The organism is Streptomyces sp. CGMCC 4.7035, assembly GCF_031583065.1.
Taxonomy (GTDB): Bacteria; Actinomycetota; Actinomycetes; order Streptomycetales; family Streptomycetaceae; genus Streptomyces; species Streptomyces yaanensis.
Genome location: NZ_CP134053.1, coordinates 3,906,937 through 3,929,941, shown reverse-complemented (window position 1 = coordinate 3,929,941; position 23,005 = coordinate 3,906,937). Strand labels below are relative to the sequence as shown.

At 70.3% G+C, this 23,005-nt stretch carries 19 protein-coding genes and 1 pseudogene; 10 read left to right on the top strand and 10 right to left on the bottom strand.

The window, feature by feature from the left end; translation table 11 throughout:
- Positions 1–64: 64 nt before the first annotated feature.
- Positions 65–409 (bottom strand): ArsR/SmtB family transcription factor, encoded by a 345-nt coding sequence (locus Q2K21_RS16825; RefSeq protein WP_310771568.1) that lies wholly within the window; start codon positions 407–409, stop codon positions 65–67.
- Positions 410–551: 142 nt separating this feature from the next.
- On the opposite strand from Q2K21_RS16825, the gene Q2K21_RS16820 reads away from it, so the two are divergent.
- Both Q2K21_RS16820 and Q2K21_RS16815 read left to right on the top strand, forming a co-directional pair.
- Complete coding sequence (locus Q2K21_RS16820) at positions 552–1,529, top strand: quinone oxidoreductase family protein (protein ID WP_310771566.1); 978 nt, start codon at positions 552–554, stop codon at positions 1,527–1,529.
- A 450-nt stretch (positions 1,530–1,979) separates the two neighbouring features.
- On the top strand, positions 1,980–2,420 hold the full coding sequence (locus Q2K21_RS16815) for a hypothetical protein (protein WP_310771564.1): 441 nt from the start codon (positions 1,980–1,982) through the stop codon (positions 2,418–2,420).
- Between the two features lie 216 nt (positions 2,421–2,636).
- On the opposite strand, the gene Q2K21_RS16810 is transcribed toward Q2K21_RS16815, so the two are convergent.
- On the bottom strand, positions 2,637–4,790 hold the full coding sequence (locus Q2K21_RS16810) for an alpha-galactosidase (protein ID WP_310771562.1): 2,154 nt from the start codon (positions 4,788–4,790) through the stop codon (positions 2,637–2,639).
- 181 nt (positions 4,791–4,971) lie between these two features.
- On the opposite strand from Q2K21_RS16810, the gene Q2K21_RS16805 reads away from it, so the two are divergent.
- The 6 genes from Q2K21_RS16805 to Q2K21_RS16780 all read left to right on the top strand — a co-directional run bounded on the left by Q2K21_RS16805 (position 4,972) and on the right by Q2K21_RS16780 (position 13,444).
- Entirely contained in the window at positions 4,972–6,153 is a 1,182-nt protein-coding gene (locus Q2K21_RS16805) for an ROK family transcriptional regulator (protein WP_310771561.1), read from the top strand.
- A 148-nt stretch (positions 6,154–6,301) separates the two neighbouring features.
- Positions 6,302–6,424, top strand: coding sequence for a hypothetical protein (locus tag Q2K21_RS16800; RefSeq protein WP_310771559.1), 123 nt, complete (start codon positions 6,302–6,304; stop codon positions 6,422–6,424).
- Positions 6,425–6,573: 149 nt separating this feature from the next.
- A complete protein-coding gene (locus tag Q2K21_RS16795; protein WP_310771558.1) occupies positions 6,574–8,433 on the top strand; it encodes an alpha-galactosidase D in 1,860 nt (619 codons plus the stop codon).
- 284 nt (positions 8,434–8,717) lie between these two features.
- Positions 8,718–11,135, top strand: coding sequence for a glycosyl hydrolase family 95 catalytic domain-containing protein (locus Q2K21_RS16790; RefSeq protein WP_310771556.1), 2,418 nt, complete (start codon positions 8,718–8,720; stop codon positions 11,133–11,135).
- Positions 11,136–11,230: 95 nt separating this feature from the next.
- The gene (locus Q2K21_RS16785; RefSeq protein ID WP_310771554.1) at positions 11,231–12,514 is read left to right on the top strand and encodes an SGNH/GDSL hydrolase family protein; all 1,284 of its coding nucleotides are present in this window, start codon (positions 11,231–11,233) and stop codon (positions 12,512–12,514) included.
- Positions 12,515–12,661: 147 nt separating this feature from the next.
- Complete coding sequence (locus Q2K21_RS16780) at positions 12,662–13,444, top strand: NPP1 family protein (protein ID WP_310771552.1); 783 nt, start codon at positions 12,662–12,664, stop codon at positions 13,442–13,444.
- A gap of 42 nt (positions 13,445–13,486) precedes the next feature.
- Here Q2K21_RS16780 and Q2K21_RS16775 read toward each other — a convergent pair whose 3' ends face one another.
- Positions 13,487–13,720 carry a hypothetical protein gene (locus Q2K21_RS16775; RefSeq protein ID WP_310781412.1) on the bottom strand — a complete coding sequence of 78 codons (234 nt, stop codon included), beginning with the start codon at positions 13,718–13,720 and terminating at the stop codon, positions 13,487–13,489.
- Here Q2K21_RS16775 and Q2K21_RS16770 point away from each other — a divergent pair.
- Positions 13,719–14,111 (top strand): MarR family winged helix-turn-helix transcriptional regulator, encoded by a 393-nt coding sequence (locus Q2K21_RS16770; protein WP_310771550.1) that lies wholly within the window; start codon positions 13,719–13,721, stop codon positions 14,109–14,111. The genes Q2K21_RS16775 and Q2K21_RS16770 overlap by 2 nt on opposite strands.
- A 249-nt stretch (positions 14,112–14,360) precedes the next feature.
- Here Q2K21_RS16770 and Q2K21_RS16765 read toward each other — a convergent pair whose 3' ends face one another.
- The 5 genes and pseudogenes from Q2K21_RS16765 to Q2K21_RS35785 all read right to left on the bottom strand — a co-directional run.
- Positions 14,361–15,950: an oleate hydratase gene (locus tag Q2K21_RS16765; RefSeq protein ID WP_310771548.1), complete on the bottom strand. Its 1,590-nt coding sequence runs from the start codon at positions 15,948–15,950 to the stop codon at positions 14,361–14,363.
- Between the two features lie 288 nt (positions 15,951–16,238).
- Positions 16,239–18,923, bottom strand: a complete 2,685-nt coding sequence (ppdK, locus tag Q2K21_RS16760; RefSeq protein ID WP_310771546.1) for a pyruvate, phosphate dikinase — start codon at positions 18,921–18,923, stop codon at positions 16,239–16,241.
- 15 nt (positions 18,924–18,938) lie between these two features.
- On the bottom strand, positions 18,939–19,841 hold the full coding sequence (locus tag Q2K21_RS16755; protein WP_310771544.1) for a universal stress protein: 903 nt from the start codon (positions 19,839–19,841) through the stop codon (positions 18,939–18,941).
- Between the two features lie 245 nt (positions 19,842–20,086).
- Entirely contained in the window at positions 20,087–20,818 is a 732-nt protein-coding gene (locus Q2K21_RS16750) for a CBS domain-containing protein (protein WP_310771542.1), read from the bottom strand.
- Positions 20,819–20,936: 118 nt separating this feature from the next.
- Positions 20,937–21,071: pseudogene (locus tag Q2K21_RS35785) on the bottom strand (hypothetical protein); the annotation flags it as partial.
- Between the two features lie 55 nt (positions 21,072–21,126).
- On the opposite strand from Q2K21_RS35785, the gene Q2K21_RS16745 reads away from it, so the two are divergent.
- Entirely contained in the window at positions 21,127–21,600 is a 474-nt protein-coding gene (locus Q2K21_RS16745; RefSeq protein WP_310771540.1) for a hypothetical protein, read from the top strand.
- Here the strand turns inward: Q2K21_RS16745 and gap are convergent.
- A complete protein-coding gene (gap, locus tag Q2K21_RS16740; RefSeq protein ID WP_310771538.1) occupies positions 21,552–22,565 on the bottom strand; it encodes a type I glyceraldehyde-3-phosphate dehydrogenase in 1,014 nt (337 codons plus the stop codon). The two genes, Q2K21_RS16745 and gap, sit on opposite strands and share 49 nt — an antisense overlap.
- A 70-nt stretch (positions 22,566–22,635) precedes the next feature.
- The gene (locus Q2K21_RS16735) at positions 22,636–22,773 is read right to left on the bottom strand and encodes a universal stress protein (protein ID WP_386275567.1); all 138 of its coding nucleotides are present in this window, start codon (positions 22,771–22,773) and stop codon (positions 22,636–22,638) included.
- Positions 22,774–23,005 lie beyond the last annotated feature (232 nt).

The window sequence follows — 23,005 nt, the reverse complement described above, 5'->3', positions numbered from 1 at the left end:
TTCATCGGTCCGCATGCCGGTGCGGGTGAAGTGCCCTCGCGGTGGACTGCGTACGAGTCAGTGATCAGTCCGCGCCGTCGGCACGGAGCAGGAGGTCCAGCAACCCGGGGAAGCGCGCGTCGAACTCCTCGCGGCGCAGCCGGTTGACCCGCCTGGGACCCTCGTCACGCTGTTCGACCAGGCCGGCGCCGCGCAGGACCGAGAAGTGGTGACTCAGTGCGGCCTTGCCGACCGGCACGTCGAAGCTGCCGCAACTGCGCGTCCAGTCGGCCGAGCCCGCCAGCTCGCGGATGAGCTGGATACGCACTGGGTCGGCGACCGCGGACAGCGCGGTCAGGACGGGAACGTCCTCGGGATCGGTGTGCACCGGCGCCGCGCGGTGACTGCCACCCGCAGCCTGGTTCGACATGCCCCTCTCCTCGCCATGCGCGTCCTCACCGACGGCACACCCACCCGCAGAATGCCCCGGCCACTTGCCTAGTGTTCGATGAATATCTTACATTGCCAGTGTTCGCTTTCCATTGAACACTGGCGGAAGGGCGGGTGCGCTGATGCGCGCGGTCGAGTTCCAGGAGTACGGCGGTCCCGAGGTGCTGCGGGTCGTGGAGGCCCACACCCCCGAGCCGACGGCAGGCCAGGTAACCATCGACGTTGCCTATGTCGGTGTGAACTTCGCGGATCTCAAGGCCCGCGCCGAGGGATATCGGGTGGATTCGCTGCCCTTCCGCCCCGGTCTGGAGGTCTCCGGACGCATCCGGGCCGTCGGCCATGAGGTGGAGGGGCTGCGTCCGGGACAGGAAGTCGTCGCGCTCGTCAACAGCGGCGCGTACGCGGAGGTGGTGGTCGCCGAGACCGCCACCGTCTTCCCGCTCCCCGAGGGCCTGGACCTGCGGACTGCGGCCGCGCTGCCCACCGTGCTGCCGACTGCCCAGGCCCTGATCCACGAGGTCGGGCGACTGCGCGTCGGGGAGAGCGTGCTGGTGCACGGCGCGGCAGGAGGCATCGGCACGGTGGCCGGGCAACTGGCCCGGGCGGCGGGCGCCGGTGCGGTGTACGGGGTGGTCTCTTCCCTGGGCAAGGCCGAGCACGCCCTCAAGCACGGTTACGACGAGGTGTTCACCGCCGACGCCTTCTCCGACGACGTCCGCCGCGCCACCGGCGGCAGGGGCGTCGACCTGGTGCTCGACCCGGTCGGCGGCGACACCCTTCGCCGCGGCCTCGACGCGCTGGCCGTCTTCGGACGCCTGGTGTCCTTCGGCAACGCGAGCGGGGCCGAGCCGTGGCACGTCGGGCAGCCGGAGCTCTACCCGCAGGGCCGTTCCGTCGCGGGCTTCTCCATCCTGGCTCTCGCGCAGTCGGCGCCCGAGGCGCTGCGCTCGCTGGCCGAGCGTTCCTTCCGCACGGTCACGGACGGTTCCGTGAGCCTGCCGGTCACCGCGGAGTTCGCGCTGTCGGACGCGGCCGAGGCACACCGGCTGATGGGCGGGCGTACATCGACGGGCAAGTTGCTGCTGCGGACGGCCGACTGAGTACGCGCCATCTCGCCCGGCACCAGTGGCGCGGGCATCGCCGAACTCGCCTCCCACGCGGTACGCGACGGCGGCCGGGTGGCGTCGTCGGTCCACCGCATCCAGGTGTCCGATGCACGCGGCATCGTGACCCGGACAACGTTCGTGCCGCACTACGCACGCGAACACGCCAAGTGCCGTCCGGCGGGAGCACCGCACTCCGTCCCCGCGCTACCTCCTGCGGCCACCGCTGGGGGTCGCGATCGCCCCTGTACGCGAGCGGCAGGCGGTCGGAGGGGCGAAGGAGGGCATGTCCGGCTCCCGATGGATCGACAGAGGTGGTGCCAGCTATTCCGTGAACGTGCACAGAGAGGGTTGCGGCTGACATACGCGAACAGCCAGTAGCCCGACGATTGATCCATTGACAAGAGGTCGAAACTCTTTCGCACTGTGCACGCTCACAGACCCCGCGTGCGCCTCACGCCCGGCCATCGGTCAGAGCCACTCCACGACCTCGAAACCGACAGCCGTTTCTACGACGACGAGGACGGCGAGCACGAGGCCGACGCGGACTGGGAGCCCAGCCGCGACGAGCTGGTGTCGTGGGCGGAGCAGAAGGCCTTCGGGTACGCGATCGGTTCCGTACGGGTCCTGTTGCCTGAGCGTCAGACCGCGCGCGCCCCCGTGGACGCGTACCTGACCGGTCGTCAGCAACCCGCCGGCCAGTGCCCGGAGAGGCAGGCGACCCGGACCGGTGTCGAGCTGGGCCTGCGCCGGGCGCTCGCCGAGCGGCTCGCCATCCGGCTGCGGACCGGCCTGAGCCATCGCGCCGCCGGCGGGCCCTGGGGCCGGGAGACCGAGCGTGACCGCGAACGGCAGCGTCGGGACGCCGAGGCGCGCTCGGCCGGCTGAGCGACCCACCACCCTGCCCACGGCGATGACGCGCGAGCCAGGCCGCCCCAGGTCTGAGAGGCTGCGTTTGAGGACCAGCCCTTTCACTCACTGGGAGGGACAACAGGCTGCCCGCACCCCGCGTCGGCAATCCCCTGACCACGCCCCCACTTCGAAGGGCTCCTCATGGCCCTGCCGGGTCAGCAACTCGATCGCCCGGTACCCGGAATCGGAGCCTCACCGAGGGTCGATGCCGTCGGCCGCCCCGTCCTCGACCCTGTTCAGGTGCAGGCATGTGCTGGACCAGTCACCGGCCGGCAGCTCGGGCGCGATCCCGTACCCGGTCAGTACGGACGCGTGGTGCACGGTGCCGGTGGCGGCGTCCCGGTATCGCGCGGCGGGATCCAGGCCGGCGAGCCTGAGGGCGGGGCGCGGCGTGCCGTGGCGGGGTGCCCGCTGCCACACCAGCACCACGACCTCCCGGCGGTCCGGGGTGGTGTACTGCACGGCGGTCGGTCCGTCATCGACGGGACCGCGCAGCCGGTGCAGGGTGCCGTGCTGGACGATGTGACGGATCTTCTTGTACTCCGCCACCAACTCCGCGCCCTGGGCGAGTTCCTCCGGCGTCCAGCGTGCGAGGTCACCGCCCACCGCCAGGACGCCCGCCATCGCGACATGGAATCGGTAACGCAGCGGCACCGAGCGGCCGGTGAGCTGGTTGGGCACATCCGTCACCCAGGCCGCCATCACCCGGGCCGGGTAGATCTGACCGAAGCCGTGCTGGATGGAGACCCGGTCCGCCGCGTCGGTGTTGTCGGACGGCCATGCCTGGTCCGTACGGGACAGAATGCCCAGGTCGACGCGGCCACCGCCACCGCTGCACGTCTCGATGCGCAGCCCGGGGTGGTCCGCACGCAGCCGGTCGATCACGCCGTAGAGGTTGTGCACGTATCGCGTCCACAGCAGGTCCTGACCGTCCTCGCGAGCGGGCCAGCCGGCCTCGCTGAAGGCGCGGTTCATGTCCCACTTGAGGAAATCGATCCCGTTGTCCGCGACCAGGCGGGTCAGCCATCCGTACGCCCATTCGGCGACGTCGTCACGCGCGAAGTTGAGCACCAGCTGGTTGCGCAGTTCGGTGCGGGTGCGGTGCGGGAAGTGCACCACCCAGTCGGGATGCGCGCGGTAGAGGTCGCTGTCCGGGTTGACCATCTCGGGCTCCACCCACAGTCCGAAGCGCATCCCGAGCCGGTGGACCTCCTCCACCAGCGGGCCAAGCCCCTGCGGGAACCGCTCCAAGTCCGGTGTCCAGTCGCCGAGTCCGGCGGTGTCGTCGCGGCGGCCTCGGAACCAGCCGTCGTCGACGACGTAGAGCTCCACCCCCAGTTTCGCCGCCCGGGCCGCGAGTGCCTTCTGGCCGGCCTCGTCGACATCGAAGCCCGTGGCCTCCCAGGAGTTGAACAGCACGGGGCGCGTCTCGTCCGGGTGCGGGAGCACATGGGCCTGGACGTACGCGTGCCAGGCACGGCTCGCCGCGCCGAAGCCGCGGTCGGTGTACAGGGCCGCGAAGCGCGGGGTCGCATATTCCGCACCGGGGCCGAGGGGCAGTTCCGCGCCGTCATGACCTGCTCCACCCGTGAAGCACGTCCGCCCGTCGGGCGTGCGCTGCACGATGACGTGCCAGCTTCCGCTCCACGCCAGGGCCGCGCTCCACACCTCGCCGCGGTCCTCGGTGGCCTCGCCGTCGTCCAGCATCAGCCAAGGGCTCGCGTGGTGGCTGGTGATGCCACGCCGGCTGGTGAGCACCGTCTCGCCGTGCGGCACCCGCTCCCGGTGCAGCAGATCCTCCGCCGACCACTGGCCCGTGACATGGCTGATGCGGTAGTCGTCGCGCGGCGGCAGCGTCCAGGCGGCCGAGTCCGCGCGGAGCAGGGCGATCGGCTGCTGTCCGGTGTTGCGCAGCATGGTCCAGCGCTCGATGACGTCCGTGTCGTCGTGGACGCGGTAGTGGAGCGTGACCGCCAGCGGGTAGTGGCGGTCATGGAACTCAAGGGCGAGTTCCATCGTTCCGGGCGCCGGCTCGCTGATCCGGTGGCCCAGGTGCGCCCACTCGAAGGCCCGGGTGCCGTCGGCGAACCGCACCCGGAGGGAAGGCGCTCCGTACCGGGCACCGCCGTCGACCGGCAACTCCTCTCCGGCCGGGGAACGGCCCTCGAAGCTGCTGACCTCTCCCGCCGGGGGAGTCACGAGCTGACCGGCCGCCGCGAGGGACAGCCGAGGGCCCCAGGCGAGGTGGCAGGGCGCTCCCGTGCCGTCGATCCGCATCGCGTACGACGTGTGCGCAGTGGAGAGCAGCCAGACGCCGGAGGTGGAGTCGAAGGAGATGGCAGACATGGGTCCTCATGTTCGGAGAGTGCCGCGCAGGAGCTGTGTGCAGCCAACCCTGCCTTCGATCGCGTGTCAACGCCCGTCTTGGATCTAGGTTTTACAGGTTCTCCCTGGTCAACTCATGGTCTTGTAAAAGACCTTGCTTTCTTTATTGACAGCGAAAAATAACCTCCCTAGGTTTCCGGCCATGCGCTCGACCCCCTCCCACGAGGCGGCCCCTGCGATGACGCCGGCCGCTTCCCTGGTCTTCACCACCCTGCTCTCCCACGGTCCGCTCACCCGGGCCGAGGTGGGGCGCAGGACCGGGCTCTCTCCGGCCGCAGTCACCAAGGCGGTCCGTCCGCTGATGGAACTCGGCTATCTGGTCGAGGGTGTGGACGAGGAGGCGCGGCCCGCAGTGGGACGTCCGGCCAACCTGGTGTGGGTGGACGGGGGCAGGGCGCTGTTCATCGGAATCAAGGTGACCGGCGACGAGATCATCGCCGTACTGGCCGACCTGTGCTGCCGTATCCGGATCTCCCGGCACGTACCCCTGAAGGGGCGCGAGCCGGAGGCGGTGCTCCCCGCCATCACCGCTCTGGTGCAGGAGTTGCTCACCGAGGCCGACGGATTCGGTGTGCGGGTGCGGGGGCTGGGCATCGCGATCTCGGGGGACGTGGATCGTGCGGACGGTGTGGTCCGCTACTCGCCCTTCCTGGAGTGGCGGGACGTACCGCTCGCCGAGCTCGCCGGGACCACGACCGGGCTGCCGGTCACGGTCGACAACGACGTGCGGGCGCTCACGGTCGCCGAGCACTGGTTCGGTGCCGGAGTCGGTCTCTCGGACTTCGCCCTGGTGACCGTGGGCGCCGGGATCGGCTGCGGCCTGGTGGTACACGGGCGGGTCGTGTCAGGCGCGCACGGCGTGGCCGGCGAGATCGGGCATCTGTCCCTCGACCCGCTCGGCCCGCTCTGCCACTGCGGCAACAGGGGTTGCGTGGAGGCGATCGCGGCGGACCCCGCGATACTCCGCGCGGTGCGCGCGGCGACGGGCAAGCAGGTGAGCGACGCAGCCGAGGCGCTGGACCTGGCCCACGACGGAGACCCCGGTGTCCGTGCGGTCTACGCACGGGCCGGTGAAGCCATCGGCAAGGCCATCGGGTCCCTGGTGAACATCTTCGGTCCCGAGCGGGTGATCATCTCGGGTGAGGGCCTGGCCGCCTACGACCTCTTCGCCGAGGGCATCCGGGACGCGTTCGCCGCGTCCGCCTTCGGTACGGCTTCACAGTGTGACGTGATCACACGCCCCCTGCCCTTCGAGGAGTGGGCGCGCGGGGCCGCGGCCACCGCGATCCAGTCCTTCATGGCGTCGGACACGTACGAGGAGTAGCGATGACGCTGCAGAGCCGCAGCCCATAGACCGCCGCACGAGCCGGCTGCCGAACGGTGATCCACCTGCTGTTCGGTGTCGGGCCGCTGCCACCGGCCATGCCCGCGCTCACCGCTCGCGGCGCGGGAACCGGCCCGACCGGAAGGCCGTGGCCCATCCCCACCTCACCGCGGCAGGTGCGCCCATGACCGCGATTGCCCTGCTCCTGGTGTACTTCACGCCCCGGCGACAGTTCATCAGCGGGCTCACCATCGGCTCGGGCAACGGCTGAGCCGCCGACCCGACGCCCTTGCGGCAGACCACCCGACCGCCTGGCCCCGGCGTCCTGCCCGGTACCACCCGTCCCCTGCCCGGAACAACGCCCCTTTCCCATCGCGTGCCACCGCACGACCCCGCACACCCCAGCACAGGAGGCGACCCATGCGGTCATCCCCGTACAGAGTCCTGCGTGGAGCCATCCCCCGCTTCCCGCGCCGCACCGTCAGAGCGACGCTGGTCCTGGCCGTCACGGCCGGACTCGCCACAGCGGTCCCGGCCGCCGCCACCCAGGCCGCCACGGCCAGCTCCACGAGCACGACAGCCACCTCGGCCGACGCCGCCTCCGGCCTGGCGGCCAAGCCGTACATGGGCTGGTCGAGCTGGAGTATGCAGTCCTCCCAGTACCCGGGCCTGAACCCGGACGGTAACTACAGCTACCTCACCGAGGCGAACGTCCTGAAGCAGACGGACGCCCTCGCCTCGAAGTTGAAGAAGTACGGCTACGACTACGTCAACATCGACGCCGGCTGGTGGATGGACCGCAACTGGACGTCCGAGTTCGACCAGTACGGCCGGCAGACGCCCGACCCGGTCCGGTTCCCCCACGGCATGAAGTCGGTCGCCGACCACATCCACTCCAAGGGGCTCAAGGCCGGCATCTACCTGCCCGTCGGCCTGGAGAAGGGGGCCTACGGCGACGGCAAGACCTCGATCTGGAACGCTCCCGGCTGTACCACCGCGGACATCGTCTACCCGGACCTGCGCACCACCAACGGCTGGGACAGCGCGTACAAGCTGGACTTCGACAACCCTTGCGCGCAGAAGTACATCGACTCGCAGGCGCAGATGTTCGCGGACTGGGGCTATGACTTCCTGAAGTTGGACGGGGTGGGTCCGGGCTCGTTCAAGTCCGGTGACAACTACAACAACGTCGCGGACGTCGCCGCCTGGCACAAGGCCATCGCCGCCACCGGGCGCCCGATCCATCTCGAGCTGTCCTGGTCGCTCGACATCGGTCACGCCGCCGACTGGAAGAAGTACTCCAACGGCTGGCGCATCGAAACCGACGTCGAGTGCTACTGCAACACGCTGGTCACTTGGGAGAACTCGGTCAACGACCGGTGGAACGACGCCCCCGCGTGGAGCCACAAGGCGGGCCCGGGCGGCTGGAACGACCTCGACGCGCTCGACGTCGGCAACGGGGCGATGGACGGCCTCACCGACGCCGAGCGGCAGAGCTATATGACCCTGTGGGCCATCAACAAGTCACCTCTGTACACCGGTGACGACCTCACCCAGTTGGACAGCTACGGGCTGTCCCTGCTGACCAACGAGGAAGTCATCGCCGTCGACCAGAACACCTCGCCCGTCGCGCGCCCCGTGACCCCGATGGGCGACGAGCAGGTCTGGGGGACCAGGAACTCGGACGGCAGCTACACGGTCGCCCTGTTCAATCTCGGTGACTCGGCGGCCTCCGTCACCGCCGACTGGGCATCCTTCGGCTTCACCGGCGCGGCCTCCGTACGCGACCTGTGGAGGCACCAGAACCTGGGCACGTACAAGAACAAGATAACCGCGACGCTGCCCGCACACGGATCCCGGCTGTTCACCGTCAAGCCCGCCGGCGCTCCGCTGGCGACCACCGGTTACGAGGCCGAGTCCGCGAACAACACCCTGACCGGAAACGCCTCCGTCGCCGCATGCGACGCCTGCTCCGGCGGCAAGAAGGCCGGCAACCTCTACCTCGACAGCAAGCTTCAGTTCAACGACGTCAAGGTGCAGAAGGACGGCATCTACACCATCAAGGTCGCCTACGTCAGCGGCGACCCCCGCTCGGTGACGGTCTACTCCAACAGCGGCAATGGCACCCGCCTGAAGTTCCCCTCCACGGGCGACTGGAGCACGGCCGACACCGTCAGCATCCAGTTGGCCCTGAAGGCGGGCTCCAACACCATCACCTTCGACAGCGGCTGGGACTACTCACCCGACATCGACAGGATCGACGTACCCAAGTCCGCCTGATCCCTCCCGCGGGTCCCGGGTACGACACGACCCGGGACCCGCGCCGGGGACCGGGCCCCTGTCCCCCGTCCCCGTCCCCCCGGTCCCCCGTCCCCCGCAACGTCCCGCAGCCCGCGGGCGTGGCAACTCCCGCCGTACTCACCTCCCGCAACGCCCGGGCGTGCCCACGCCCGGCGCACCCGCTCGACGCAACATCCGACGGCCCGCATCCGTCGTTCCCGCATGCGCCGTTCCCGCATTCACCGGTCCCGCATGCGCCGTTCCCCGGACATGGAGTGCACAACGTGGACACTCAGCACACCGAATCGCGCGACAACCACCCGAGCCGCAGAGGATTCCTCGCCCTCGCCGCCGCGGCCGGCACAGTCGCCGCCCTCGGCGGTCTGCCCGCCTTCACCGCCTCGGCGGCCCCCCTCCGCCCCACCGCCTCGCCCATGCTGTCCGCGGCGGCCGCCGCGAAGAACCAGCTGTGGTGGCAGGCTCCCGGTAACTCCAACTCCATGATCCGGCAAGGCTTGCCGGTCGGGAACGGGCGCCTCGGGGCGCTCGTGGGCAACGACCCCTCCAGCGAACTGCTGACGATCACCGACGCGACCCTGTGGACCGGTGGTCGCAACGACACCCTGCAGAGCGACGGCCAGTTCCCCTACGGCCGGGACGACTTCGGCTCCCTGACCCTGCTGGCCAAGCTCACCGTCGACATCCCCGCGCACGACCTGGGTTCCGTCGACAACCACCGTCGCACCCTGGACCTCGCCCAGGGGCTCGTCAGCGCCTCGTACGACCTGTCCGGCGTCACCTACCAGCGGCAAGTCTTCGCCAGCCGCCCGGACGACGTCATCGTCCTGTACTTCTCCCAGCAGGGCGGTGGCACCTACACCGGTACCGTTTCCCTCGCCGGCACCCACGGCGAGTCCACCACCGCCGGCGGCACGGGGCGCTACGCCTCGTTCGGCGCCTCGTTGGCCAACGGACTGAAGTACGGCGCCGCCGTCACCGCGTACAGCGGCACCGGCAGGGTCGCGGTCAAGGGTACGGCGATCTCCTTCAGCGGCTGCCGGGATCTCACCGTCGTGGTCAGCGGCGGCACCAACTACGCGCCCGACGCGGCCACCGACTTCCGCGACCCGTCCGTGGACCCGGAGCGTTTGGCGCGGACCAAGGTCCTGAACGCGGCCGGCCACTCCGCGAGCACGCTGCTGCACACCCATGTCGCCGACTTCCGCCCGGTGTTCGAGCAGCTGGACATCAACCTCGGCACATCGTCCGCCACACAGCGCGAGCTGGACACCTGGCAACGGGTGCAGGCCCGCTACCGGGACAACGTCCCCGATCCGGAACTTGAGGCCGCATACCTGCAGTTCGGCCGCTATCTGATGGTCTCCGGGTCGCGGGGCAGCCTGCCGATGGGCCTACAGGGCCCATGGCTGGACGGCAACGACCCGGACTGGATGGGCGACTACCACACCGACATCAACGTCCAGATGAACTACTGGATGGCCGACCGGGCGGGCCTGTCCGGCTGCTTCGACGCCTTCGCGGACTACTGCCTCGCGCAGCTTCCCTCCTGGACGGACGTCACCCAGCGGCTGTTCAACAACCCGACCAACAGGTACCGCAACTCCAGCGGAAAGATCGCCGGTTGGACCGTCGCCATCTCCACCAATCCCTACGGCGGAGGCGGCTGGTGGTGGCACCCGGCCGGCAACGCCTGGCTGTGCCAGAGTCTGTTCGAGCACTACGAGTACACCCAGAACCGCGCCTACCTCGAGAAGATCTACCCCCTCCTCAAGGGCGCCGTCGAGTTCTGGGAGGCCCGCCTCATCACCACGACCGTCACCGACGCTTCCGGCACCTCGCGCGAGGTCCTCATCGCCGACAGCGACTGGTCGCCCGAGCAGGGCCCACTGGACGCCAAGGGCATCACCTACGCCCAGGAACTGGTGTGGAACCTCTTCGGCAACTACCACACCGCGACTCGGGTACTCGGCAAGGACACCTCCTACAGCGCGACCATCGACGGCCTGCGTGAGCGCCTGTACCTGCCCGTGGTCAGCCCCAAGACCGGCTGGCTGGAGGAGTGGATGTCGCCCGACAACCTGGGCGAGACCACACACCGGCACCTCTCCCCGCTCATCGGCCTCTTCCCCGGCGACCGGATCCGCCCGGACGACTCCACGCCGAAGGACATCCTCGCCGGCGCGACGGCCCTCCTGACCGCCCGTGGCATGGACAGCTACGGCTGGTCCAACGCCTGGCGCAGCCTGTGCTGGTCACGGCTGAAGAACGCGGAGAACGCCTACCAACTCGTCGTCAACAACCTGAAGCCCTCGGTGGGCGGTGGCAACGGCACGGCGCCGAACCTCTTCGACATCATGGACATGGGGGGAGGCCGCGGCATCTTCCAGATCGACGCCAACTTCGGCACCCCCTCCGCGATCATCGAGATGCTGGTCTACTCGCGGCCGGGTCACGTCGAGTTGCTGCCCGCCCTGCCCGCCGCGTGGGCGGCATCCGGCTCGGTATCCGGCGTCGGCGTCCGCGGCGGCTTCGTCGCCGACCTCAAGTGGAAGAACGGCAAGGTCACTCAGGTGACGCTGAAGAGCGTCGGCGGCCGTGACACGACCGTCTTCGCGGGCAGCGCCTCGCGGAAGATCAGCCTGAAGCCCGGCGAGTCCGTCACGCTGAGCAACCTCGGTTGAGGCCGGTTCGGCCCGGCCTTCGCGCCCCCGAAGCACATCAGTTGGAGCCGGTGGGCCAGGCCCGCCGCGGACGACGAGAAGAGTGGAGATCGAGGATGTCCCCCGACAAGGAAAGCGTGGCGGCGGGTCGCCGCGCGCGCCGCAGGTCCTTGCTGACCGTGGTCGGCGCACTGACCGGCATGGCCCTGACGGTCGCTCCGTTGAGCATCGCGAACGTGGCGAGTGCCGCCACGTCTTCGTCGCAGGGCAAGGTCACCAGGGTCAGCGCCTGGTCGCCCAGCATGACGACCGGAGGCCCGTCCTTCAGCAACCAGACCATCCGGATGGTGGTGCACAGCAGCGTCGCGGGCTCGGGCGCACGCATCACCCTGTCCAACCGGTACAGCACCACCCCGCTCGATGTCAGTGCCGTGGACGTGGCCGTCCAGGCCAAGGGTGGAGAGGCGACACGCGGCACCACGCGGAACATCACCTTCGGTACCTCCCGCCACATCACGATCCCCGCCGGCGAAGAGGCCGTCAGCGACGTCGTACCGATCTCGGTCAGCGCCGGGGAGAACCTGCTCGTCAGCCTCTACGTCCCCGGTACGACGGGAATGTCGACGTGGCACTCCGACGCCTTCGACACCACCTACATAGCCTCCGGCAACCACGCCGGTGACGACGGCGCCGGCGCGTTCGGCACCACCACGACCTCGTGGTACTACCTGGCAGGGCTGGACGTCCTGTCGTCGAGCGCGAGGGGCACCGTCGTCGCCTTCGGCGACTCCATCACGGACGGCTACCACTCCTCGACCGGCACCTACACCCGGTGGCCCGACTTCCTCGGACGCCGGCTGGGCGCCGAACCGGGCCCGCAGAAACTGAGTGTCGTCGACGCCGGCATCGGCGGAAACCGGGTACTCACCGACGTCCCGAACCTGTGGCAGGGGGTCAGCGCCCTGAAGCGCTTCAGGCACGACGCCCTCGGGCAGCCGGGCGTCAAAGACGTGATCCTCTTCGAAGGCATCAACGACATCGGCAACAACGCCGGCCCCGACGGCCGGCCGCTGTCGGCCCAGGACCTCATCAGCGGCTACCGCACGCTGATCGGCGAGGCGCATGCCGCCCACGTCAACATCATCGGCGCGACTCTGATGCCCGACGAAGGCAACGGGTACTACACGCCTGCCGCCGAGGCGATCCGACAGAGCGTCAATGAATGGATCCGCACCAGCGGCGCCTTCGACGGCGTCATCGACTTCGACCAGACCATGCGTGACCCCGCGAACCCGGCCGCCCTCAACCCGGCCTACGACTCGGGCGACCACATCCACCCCAACGACGAGGGCATGAAGGCAATGGCCGACGCGATCGACCTGCGGCTCCTGCGTACCTGACACACACGTTTGTCCTCCGCCCAGCTCTGACCGGCAATTCGACCGCCAACGGGCCCAGGTGCAGCGGTGGTCTTGTATCGGCGGCGCGGTCCAGAAGTGGACCGCGCCGCCATCTCGACCCCCATCCAGCAACCCTCAGGAGTTGACGTGCGTAACCCACTGCCTCCTGCAAGAAGACGCCGCAGGACGACGCTCGCCGCCGTGCTCGGCGCGGTGGCTCTCGTCGTGGCATTCCCGGCGCAGGCAAGCGCCGACGTGCTGCAGTTGCTGCCCCAGAACGCCGACGGCCTGGAGCAGACCTTCTCCCCCGCCTACGACTACGACGGCGACGGCTGCTACGCCACGGCCGCCATCGGTGCCGACGGCACCATCAACCCAGGTCTCAAGCTCGGCGGCGACGTCAACGGCCACTGCCACGACTACGCCCAACTGGCCAACGCCAACACCTACTCACGCGAGAAATGCAACAACGGCTGGTGCGCCGTGATGTACGCCAGCTACTTCGAGAAGGACCAGGCGACGCTCGGCCCCCTGGCCGTCGGACACACCCACGACTGGGAACACGTCATGGTGTGGATCAACAACAACCAGGTGCAGTACGTCTCGGTCTCCCAGCACACCAGCTACCAGGTGTCGGCTGCCTCGGCCGTCCGCTTCGACGGCACCCACCCGAAGATCGTTTACCACAAGGACGGCGTCTCGACGCATGACTTCCGCTTCGCCAACACCAACGACGAACCGCCGGAGAACGCCACCGGCGGCTGGTTCTACCCGCGCCTGGTGGGCTGGAACGGTTATCCCGCCGGCTACCGCGACAAGCTCATGAGCGCCGACTTCGGCGAGGCCACCATCAAGATCAAGGACGGCGACTTCGAGTACGCCCTCGCCCACTCCATGCCGTCCGGCATCCCCTTCGACCCGAACGCCTGACGCCGTCTGCCCGATCGGGCGCAGCAGCCAAACCGGGTGCTCTCAGTCGTCGAGGATGCCGGCGCCGCGGAGGGCCGGAACGGTGTTCTCCGAGCGGGCGAGGGAGCGGGCGCCGAACCGGAACTGCTCCAGCTTGTCGCGATGGAGTGGTGGCGCTCGTTGACGCGCAGGAAGCGGATCTTGAGCTCGATGCCGCAATGTCGAGCAGGTCACGACGGACGACGACGTCAGCGCAGAGGAGATCGCGCGGGCGGCCGACGCGCTCTTCGTCGCCATGCGACGGGCCCGTTCGGCAGGGGCCGAGCACTTCGACGGACTCTCCCTCGCCCAGGTCGCACTGCTCGAACCGCTGGCCACGGAGACGGACATCCCGGTGGGCCGGCTGGCGAGCAGCGCGGACGTCAGCGTCCCCACTGCCACCCGCATGCTGCAGCAGCTGGAGACGAAGGGCATCGTGGTACGCCGCCGGTCCTTCGAGGACGAGCGACGGGTCCTGGTCAGCCTCACCGGGGAGGGAGCCGAGCGGCTCACCCTGCTCCGGTCCCGGCTGCGGGAGCGCCAGACCCGCGCCTACCAGGCATTCACGCCGACCGAGCGCGCCCTGCTCGTCAGCCTCTTGCAGCGGCTCACCGAACTCGTCTGCGATTCCGACACCGGTTCCGATTGATTCGGTCCGATCGGCCCTGCGCCCCGAACCTCGGGGAGGCGGATCCTCGACGAATTGAAGCTCAATCCGTCACCCCGTCAACCCTTCCAAGTCCCGGACGTCGCGCTGCTTTCGGCACCCGTCCCTTTGCTGAGGCTGACCATCGCCGCGGCCTGGAGGTGCCCGCCGACCAGGTCGGAGCCGAACAACCCTGTGGGCGGGGCCTGTCGGACCCGCGCCGACGACGGCCCGCTTGCGGTCGCTCGCGGCTCAGGTCAGGGCGGCCTTGAGCGCGCCGAACGCCGTCTTCGGATCGGTGAGGGCGTGGTAGATGCCGGGAATCTCCCGGTTTAGGCCGAGGAGGCCGTAGACGGCCTGCATGGCGCCGCGCACGGAGTACTCGACGGTGAAGACCACATCCTCGGGGATCTCCGTGAACTGACCGAGGAAGGCGAAGTTCGCCGAGCCGCGGGGAATCACCAGCGGCCGGTCGTGAGGGGTGCGCGGAGCGAACTGGCTGGTGATGTACGGCATCATCACCGGTATGACGGTCGTGGTGGCCGCGACCCGGTCCTCTATGTCCGACAGGCCGAGGTGGCCGAGGAGCTCGGTGAGGATCTCCCGGCCGGTGGCCTCGGCCATCGGCTTGCCGACGAAGTCGCCCTCGTGGTCGACGAAGAGGCCGTAGCCCCACAGGGTGTAGACGTCCTCGGGCTGGCCCTCGAAGTGCGGGGCGTGTGGGACCACGATCGACATCAGCCAGTTGGAGTCCTTGAACGTCATCAGGGCGCCGGTGCCGGGGAGGTTGCCGGACAGTTCCTCGATACGGTGCAGCAGCAGCGGGCCGTGCATGGTGAGGGTGAACGACTCCCACTTGGCCTCGTCCAGGTTCCCGTGGAAGGCGGCCGGTCGCCCGAAGTCGTCCGCCTTGGCGGCGATGGTCTCCCACAGCCGCCAGCCGCCGTCCCGCTTGTCCCGGATCAGTTCGGGCGCGCGGTCGTCGCTGCCGTAGGCGGCGTCGGCGGTCATCGAGCCGAGGGTGAGCAACGCGTAGTCGGTGTCGGTGAGGTCGTAGGCGTCCGGTTGTCCGGCGCGGTCGAGGTGCAGGCGCCGTACCCGGCGGGTGCCGTCGTCCTCGGTGGCGAAGTCGACGTCGGTGACCCGTACGCCGTGCTCGAAGCGCACACCGCGCGACTCCAGCCAGGCCCGCACGGGGCGGATGATCGAGTCGTACTGGTTGAGCCGGGTGCGGCGCACTCCGGCCAGGGTGTGCATGCGCGGGAACTCCTGCATGAAGCGCAGGAAGTAGCGCCTCAGCTCGATGGCGCTGTGCCAGTTCTGGAAGGCGAAGGTGGTGCGCCACATCGCCCAGAAGTTGGTTTCGAAGAAGTGCGGGGAGAAGAAGTCCTCGATCCGGCGTGCTCCGATCACCGACTCCGGGAGCACGAGCAACCGGGTGAGTTCCAGACGGTCCTGGGTGTCGAGTCCGTGGTCGGACGCGTCCAGGATCCCGGCGCCCTTGCCGATGAGCCGGGCCCTGGCGTCGGTGGGCCACTTCGCGCTGAAGGCGCGGATCTCCTCGCGCACCGACACCGTCTCGTCGGTGAGCGTGGGGATGGTCTCCAGGAGGTTCCACAGGCAGGTGTAGGCCTCGTCCTCCAGCATGCGTCCGCCGCGGGAGACGTATCCGGCGGGCTCCCCGCGGCCGTCCATGGAGCCGCCGACCTGCGGCAGCTCCTCCAGGACGTGGATGTCCTCGCCGCTGAAGCCCACGTCGCGGATGAGGAAAACGGCCGCTGCCAGCGAGGCGATGCCGCCGCCGACGAGGTAGGCACGGGACTGCTGAGGAGCGTCGGTCATGGCGTCTCTCCGTTCTGGCCGCTCGCCGGTCGCGGGCGGTCGACAGTGATCGAGATGTGTGCGCCGGGCATCCGGCCGCCCTACGGCCGGATGCGCGCACGGCACGGCGCCGGTGGTCCGGGATCCGGTGCCTGTGGTCGTTACCTGGGCGGCGCACGCGCACGTCCGGGGCCGCCCGGCCGCGGTGCCGTGGGGCCGCTGCCCGGCCCCGACCAGCGTTTGGTCACCGGTACGGCCCGGCTTGCACGGAGGCCGGCGCCGGTACGGCGGTTTCCCGGGCCCCGTCGTTCACCTGCTGTCGCTGCTCTCGATGCCGGCGACAGCCGCACGTCCGGCCTCCAGGCGGGCGGCCGGGATACGGAAGGGCGAGCAGGAGACGTAGTCGAGACCGGCACGGTGGAAGAAGTGGATGGACTCCGGGTCTCCGCCGTGCTCGCCGCACACCCCGGTCTGCAGCGACGGCTTGACGGCGTGGCCCGCTTCGACGGCCAGCTCCACGAGCCTGCCGACACCCTCGTGATCGATCGTCTCGAAAGGCGAGACGCTGAAGATGCCCTTCTCCAGGTAGAGCGGGAAGAAGGAGGCCTCGGCATCGTCGCGGGACAGGCCCCAGGTGGTCTGGGTCAGGTCGTTGGTGCCGAAGGAGAAGAAGTCGGCGGCCTCGGCGATGGACCCGGCGGTGAGCGCCGCGCGGGGCAGTTCGATCATCGTGCCGATCGGAAGGTCCAGGCCTCGGCCGGTCCGGGCGGTGACTTCGGCGAGCACGCGTTCCGCCTCTGTCCTGGCCAGCCTCAGTTCCTCGACCGTGCCGACGAGCGGGATCATGATCTCGGCGTGCGGGCGGCCACCCACGTCCAGGCGGTGGGCGACGGCCTCCGCGATCGCCCTGACCTGCATGGCCATGAGACCGGGGACCGCGAGGCCGAGCCGGACGCCGCGCAGGCCCAGCATCGGGTTCTGCTCGTGCAGTCGCTCGACGGCGGCCAGCAGTTCGCGGTCGTGGACGTCGGGGTGGGCGCTGCTCGCGAGCCGGACGGCCAACTCGGTGCGGTCGGGCAGGAACTCGTGCAGCGGCGGGTCGATGAGCCGGATGGTCACCGGCAGCCCGTCCATCGCCTCCAGGATGCCGGTGAAGTCCGCTCGCTGGAGCGGCAGCAGTGCCGCCAGGGATTGCTCCCGGGCGGTGTCGTCACGGGCCAGGATCATCGCCTCGACCAGTTTCCTGCGCTCGCCGAGGAACATGTGCTCGGTGCGGCACAGGCCGATGCCCTGGGCGCCGAGCGCGCGGGCGCGTGCGGCGTCCTCGGGGGTGTCGGCGTTGGCCCGCACCTGGAGGCGGCGGACGGAGTCCGCGTGGGCCAGGGTGGCGAGGACGGCCTCGGTCAGCGGGCCGGTGCTCTCGCCGGTCTCCAGCGCGCGGCCCACATCGGACGCGGTCAGCGGCAGGGCGCCGAGGTGCACGGTGCCCGCGGTGCCGTCGACGGAGACGGTGTCGCCCTCGCGTACGACGACTCCCGTATCCGTGGTGAAGCGGCGGGCGACCGGGTCGACGGTGAGCGACTCGGCGCCGCACACGCACACCTTTCCCATGCCGCGTGCGACGACGGCGGCGTGGCTGGTCTTGCCGCCCCGGCTGGTGAGGACGGCCTGCGCGGCGATCATCCCGGGCAGGTCGTCGGGGGTCGTTTCCCGACGGACGAGGACGGTGTACTGCCCCTCGGCGGCCCGGCGGCGCGCCTCGGCGGAGTCGAAAACGGCCACGCCGACCGCCGCGCCGGGCGAGGCGGCCACGCCGTGAGCCAGGGGCATGTCGGCGGGGGTGGTGTCGAAGCGGGGGAACATCAGCCGGGCCAGCTCGGTGCCGTCCACGCGGGCCAGTGCCTCGTCGGCCGTGATCGTCTCCTCCGCGCGCAGGTCGTGGGCGATGCGGAAGGCGGCCTCGGCGGTGCGCTTGCCGACGCGGGTCTGCAGGATCCACAGCCGGCCGCGCTCGATGGTGAACTCGACGTCGCACAGGTCCCGGTAGTGGCACTCCAAGGTGCGCAGGTGGTCACCGAGTTCGACGTACGCGCGCGGATCGAGAACCTTCAGTTGGTCGAGGGGTACGGCGTCGCGGACCCCGGAGACGACGTCCTCGCCTTGGGCGTCGGGCAGGTAGTCGCCGTACACGCCTCGGGCGCCGGTGGCCGGGTCGCGGGTGAAGGCGACGCCGGTGCCGGAGTCGGGTCCGAGGTTGCCGAAGACCATCGCCTGCACGTTGACGGCGGTGCCGAGGTCCTCGGGGATGCGCTCGCGACGGCGGTAGACGCGGGCGCGTTCGCCGTTCCAGGAGTCGAAGACCGCGCGGACGGCGCGGCGCAGCTGCTCCGCGGGGTCCTGGGGGAAGTCCTCGCCCGTCTCCCGGCGGATGATCGCCTTGAACTCCTCGGCGAGAAGGGCGAGTTCTCCGGCGTCGAGGTCGTGGTCGTCGCGTGTCCCGCGCTGCGCCTTGCGAGCGGCGATGGCCTGCTCGAACAGGTCACCGTCCACGCCCATCACGGTGCGGCCGAACATCTGCACGAGCCGCCGGTAGGAGTCCCACGCGAACCGTTCCTGGCCGGACGCCTTGGCGAGTCCGGTGACCGACCGGTCGTTCAGCCCGATGTCGAGGATGGTCTCCATCATGCCGGGCATCGAGAAGCGGGCTCCCGACCGTACGGACACCAGCAGCGGGTCGTCCGGAGCGCCGAGCGTGCGGCTCATGGCCTGCTCCAGGACGGCCAGGGCGCGGGCCTCTTCGGCAGCGAGTCCGAGCGGTTCCTGTCCTGTGGCCAGGTAGATCCTGCAGGCCTCGGTCGTGACGGTGAAGCCCGGCGGCACGGGCAGCCCGAGCCGGGTCATCTCGGCCAGTCCTGCTCCCTTGCCGCCGAGCAGGTCGGCCATCTCCCGGCCGCCCTCAGCGAACGCGTACACGTACGTCGTCAGCGTGCTCATCTCTTCCGGGTCCTCTCAGTGGTGGGGGACGACGGCAACGGGGCAGCCGACGTGGTGGATCACGGCGTGGGTCACGGGGCCCGTACGCGCAATCGCCGGCCGGTCCACGAGCCGGCGGCCCACGACGAGCAGGCCGGCGCCGGAGGCCGCCCGCACCAGCGCGGTCGTGGCCTTTTCCGGTACGACCGTCTCCACGACCTCGACGTCGGGGTACTTGTCCCGCCAGGGCTGGAGCACGGCGGACACGAAGCCGTCCCACTCATCCGCCCGGTAGGGGTCGTCCACCAGGGCGATGTCACCGGGGCCCAGGCCGAGGGCGGACGGCGGCTGCCAGGCGTGCACCACGCGGAGCCGGGCCTGCCGCAGCATGGCCGCCTCGAAGGCGAACTCGATCACTTCGTCGCACGGGTCCTTGACGTCGAGACCGAGCACCACGTTCCGGTAGCCGGTACGCGCCGGGGCGCCGCGGTCCTCGGCCGGGAAGTGCTCGTCCTCGGCCTGTTCCTCCCCCTTGACCAGGACGAGGGGGCCGGTGGCCCGAGCCACCACGCCCAGGGACACGGAGCCCACCAGGAACCCGGCGAGGCCGGTCAGGCCACGCGAGCCCAGGACCAGCAGTTCCGCCTGCTCGGCGGCCTTCAGCAAAGCGGCGGTCGCCGGGCCCTCGACCTGCTGCCCCGTGAGGCGGACGCCGGGGACCGCGCCGCGGATCCGGTCCCCTGCCCGGCGCAGCGCCCGCATCGCGAGCTGCCGCTGTGCGGCGTTCGCAGGCTCGCCGTCGTGCGGGCGCGGATACCAGTCCCAGGCGTGGATCAGTCGCAGTGGCCGGTCGCGGCGCACCGCCTCACGGGCCGCCCATTCCGCGGCGGCCAGGCTCTCGGGCGATCCGTCGACTCCCGCGATGACGGGTGCGGGCATGGTGCCCACCTCCTGTATGGAATCTGCTCGTCGGTGCCAGGGTCGTGCGGCCCCGGCCTCGGGGGCAGGGGCCGCACGGTCTCGTCCGGGGGCCCGTTCGGCCCTGAGTGCCGAGGCCGGTGCGCTCGGCGGTGCGGCGGGGGCTGTGCGGAACCGCCGCCACGGTCCGGGCGATTCGCGCGGTCGAGCCGTTCGTCGTTCCGTAGGCGACCAGCACCCTGGCGGGCATCGCGGTCCGCCTCCGCTCACAGGCTGCGCAGCCAGTCCTCGGTGACTCCGTGCGGCCCTTGTCGCGCGGGCTGCAGGTGGGAGTCGTCCAGCCGGTAGGTGAGCTGGTCGACCACGGCCACGACGCCGTCGATCCGAGGAGTCATCGAAACGGCGATCTCCGCGTCGCTCTTGCGCTCCAGCCGGCCGGCGAGGGTGACGACGCCCTCCGTCACGGAGACGTCGACGCTGCCGGGGGTCAGCCACAGCGTGCGTTCCAGCACCTCCTCGACCACCTCGTCGTGGATCTCCCGGTCGGGCCGCAGGAAGACCCGGAGCAGATCGCGGCGGGTGACGATGCCGACGAGCCGGTCCTCCTCGTCCACGACGGGCAGCCGTTCCACGCCCCGCTCGACCATGGTCCGGGCGGCCTCGGCGACGGTGTTGTCGGCCCGCACGGTGACGGGCGGCTCGGTCATGAGCTGGCCGGCGGTGCGGGCCCGGGCCTTGGCGGCGCGCCGCTTGGCCGGCTTCGTCAGTGCCACGGCGGGGAAGCGACGCCGCGTCCGGTAGAGATCGGGGGCCTGTGCCTGACGAGTCATCAGATCGGTTTCGGACAGGACACCAATGACCTTCTCGTCCTCGTCGACGACCGGCAGTCCGCTGATCCGGTGTTCGGCGAGCAGCCGTGCCACTTCCTTGAACGGGGTGCCGTACTCGGCTCGGACGACCTCCGTGGTCATCACGGAGCCGACCTTGTCGTGCCTCATCGTGTTTCCCTCCCTCAGTGCAGTCCGCGCAGATACGGGTCCTGGGGCGGGGCAGCAGGCCCACGCGAGCGTCGAGCACGGTGATGCCGCCCGGCGCCGCCAGAACGGGGTTGAAGTCGACCTCCGCGAGCTGCGGCAGGTCGCTCGCCATGTGGGACAGCCGCAGCAGCAGCCGTTCTAGGTCGGAGAGGCCGACCGGCCCGGTACCGTCGGCGCCGAACAGGAACGGGGCGCAGCGCGGGGCCGTGGTCAGGTCGTGGACGTCGTGGTCCGTGAGCGGGGATGGCAGGGCGGCGGAGACCGACCAGGTGCTCGACGAGCCGGGTGCCGATCCCGCGGTGGTGCGGGCCGCCGCAGACGGCGACGGACATCTCGGCCTCGTCGCCGGTGCCCCCGGTGTCGTACTCGGCGAGACCGGCCACCTGACCGTGACGCTCGGCCAGCAGGGCATGGTGGCCCGGGCGCGCCGGGGCACAGGCCCGGTCGGCGGCCCGTGCGGCGGACAGCAGGCTCAGGGAGAAGAAACGGAGACGCAGGTTCTCCGGCGACATCTCCTCATGGACTCCCCGCAGTGGGCCATGGTCGGCCGGGGCCACGCGACGGATGCACACGGTGGTGCCGTCCGCGAGAAGGGCGTGGACCATGGAGCGGTTGAGCACGTCATCCGACATCACAAAGCTCCCTCAAGCCTGTCGATGGTTGGCTTGCGCAGGCCCGTTTCGGTCCGTGGTGATCAGTCGTCGGCGACCAGCGCGGTGAGATCGAGCAGCCGGTTGGTGTAGCCCCACTCGTTGTCGTACCAGCCGAAGACCTTGGCCAGGGTGCCGTTGGTCTGCGTCAGAGCGGCGTCGAAGACGCAGGACGCGGGGTCGCCGATGACGTCGCGGGACACGATGGGCGCCGTCGAGACGCGCAGGATGCCGTTCAGTGGGCCGTCGGCAGTCTCGGCGAAGGCCGCGTTGATCTCGTCGGCGGTGGCCTCGCGGTTCAGCACCACCGTGAGATCGGTGAGCGAGCCGTCCTCCACGGGGACCCGCACGGCGATCCCGTCGAGGGCGCCGGCCAGTTCGGGCACCACCAGGCCCACGGCCCGGGCGGCGCCGGTGCTGGTCGGGATGATGCTAAGGGCCGCCGAGCGGGCGCGTCGCAGGTCCTTGTGCGGGCCGTCGAGCAGGGACTGGTCGTTGGTGTAGCCGTGGACGGTGGTCAGCAGGCCGCGTTCGATACCGAAGGCGTCGTCGAGCACCTTGACCATCGGCGCGAGGCAGTTGGTGGTGCAGGAGGCGGCCGAGACGATCCGGTCGCGGTGCTTGTCGTAGGTGTCGTCGTTGACGCCCATCACGATGGTGGCGTCGACGCCCTTGCCCGGTGCCGACAGGAGCACGCTGTGCGCGCCCGCCTTCAGGTGCAGCGCGGCGGAGTCGCGGTCGCGGAACCGGCCGGTGGACTCGATGACGATGCCCGCGCCGTGGTCGGACCAGTGCAGGGCCGCCGGGTCGCGTTCGGCGGTGACGGCGATGCGTCGGCCGTCGACGGTGATGGAGCTGTCGTCGTACGTCACCTCGCGGCCGATGTGCCCGAACGTCGAGTCGTACTCCAGGAGATGGGCGAGGGTGGCGGGCGGCGCGATGTCGTTGATCGCGACGACGTGGACGTCCTGGGTGCCCGCCTCCGCGCGGTCGAGTGCCGCGCGCAGGTAGGTGCGGCCGATGCGGCCGAAGCCGTTGATGCCGACTCGTACGGTCATGGTGGTGTACTCCTTTGTGATCAGGCGCTTCGGTGGTCGGGGGGCATGGGCGGCCGTACGGCCGCCTCGCTCACACCCGCTGGGGTACGACGGCGAGGGGGCAGAGGGAGTGGTGCAGGACCGTGTGGTCGACCCGGCCGGGTTGGAGGCCGAAGCGGTCCCCGCGACGCCGGGCGCCGACGACCAGCAGGTTGTCCTCTCCCGTCACACCGGTGGCGACGGTGATCGACTCTCGTGCACGGCCATGGTGATGGCCCCTTCTGGCAATGTCGGGTCGTGGTTGCCGGCACCCACTCTCGCGGCGCGCGCCGCGCGGCGCCGGATGCCGAAGGACTCCGGCGGTGGGGCCCAACGTCCCTGCCCGGCGGCCCGGTTGGCGGTGATTGGCCCGGGCTCGGAAGGGCCGGGCTCGCCGAAGGTCCGCGCGAACGCCTCGACAC

Excerpts from the sequence above, each read along its gene's own strand:
- Q2K21_RS16750 (WP_310771542.1), bottom strand. The coding sequence starts at position 20,818 with ATGAGGCACGACAAGGTCGGCTCCGTGATGACCACGGAGGTCGTCCGA.
- Q2K21_RS16810 (WP_310771562.1), bottom strand. The coding sequence starts at position 4,790 with ATGTCTGCCATCTCCTTCGACTCCACCTCCGGCGTCTGGCTGCTCTCC.
- Q2K21_RS16795 (WP_310771558.1), top strand. The coding sequence starts at position 6,574 with ATGCGGTCATCCCCGTACAGAGTCCTGCGTGGAGCCATCCCCCGCTTC.
- Q2K21_RS16820 (WP_310771566.1), top strand. The coding sequence starts at position 552 with ATGCGCGCGGTCGAGTTCCAGGAGTACGGCGGTCCCGAGGTGCTGCGG.
- Q2K21_RS16765 (WP_310771548.1), bottom strand. The coding sequence starts at position 15,950 with ATGACCGACGCTCCTCAGCAGTCCCGTGCCTACCTCGTCGGCGGCGGC.
- Q2K21_RS16770 (WP_310771550.1), top strand. The coding sequence starts at position 13,719 with ATGCGACGGGCCCGTTCGGCAGGGGCCGAGCACTTCGACGGACTCTCC.
- Q2K21_RS16755 (WP_310771544.1), bottom strand. The coding sequence starts at position 19,841 with ATGCCCGCACCCGTCATCGCGGGAGTCGACGGATCGCCCGAGAGCCTG.
- gap (WP_310771538.1), bottom strand. The coding sequence starts at position 22,565 with ATGACCGTACGAGTCGGCATCAACGGCTTCGGCCGCATCGGCCGCACC.
- Q2K21_RS16785 (WP_310771554.1), top strand. The coding sequence starts at position 11,231 with ATGTCCCCCGACAAGGAAAGCGTGGCGGCGGGTCGCCGCGCGCGCCGC.
- Q2K21_RS16775 (WP_310781412.1), bottom strand. The coding sequence starts at position 13,720 with ATGGCGACGAAGAGCGCGTCGGCCGCCCGCGCGATCTCCTCTGCGCTG.
- ppdK (WP_310771546.1), bottom strand. The coding sequence starts at position 18,923 with ATGAGCACGCTGACGACGTACGTGTACGCGTTCGCTGAGGGCGGCCGG.
- Q2K21_RS16825 (WP_310771568.1), bottom strand. The coding sequence starts at position 409 with ATGTCGAACCAGGCTGCGGGTGGCAGTCACCGCGCGGCGCCGGTGCAC.
- Q2K21_RS16805 (WP_310771561.1), top strand. The coding sequence starts at position 4,972 with ATGCGCTCGACCCCCTCCCACGAGGCGGCCCCTGCGATGACGCCGGCC.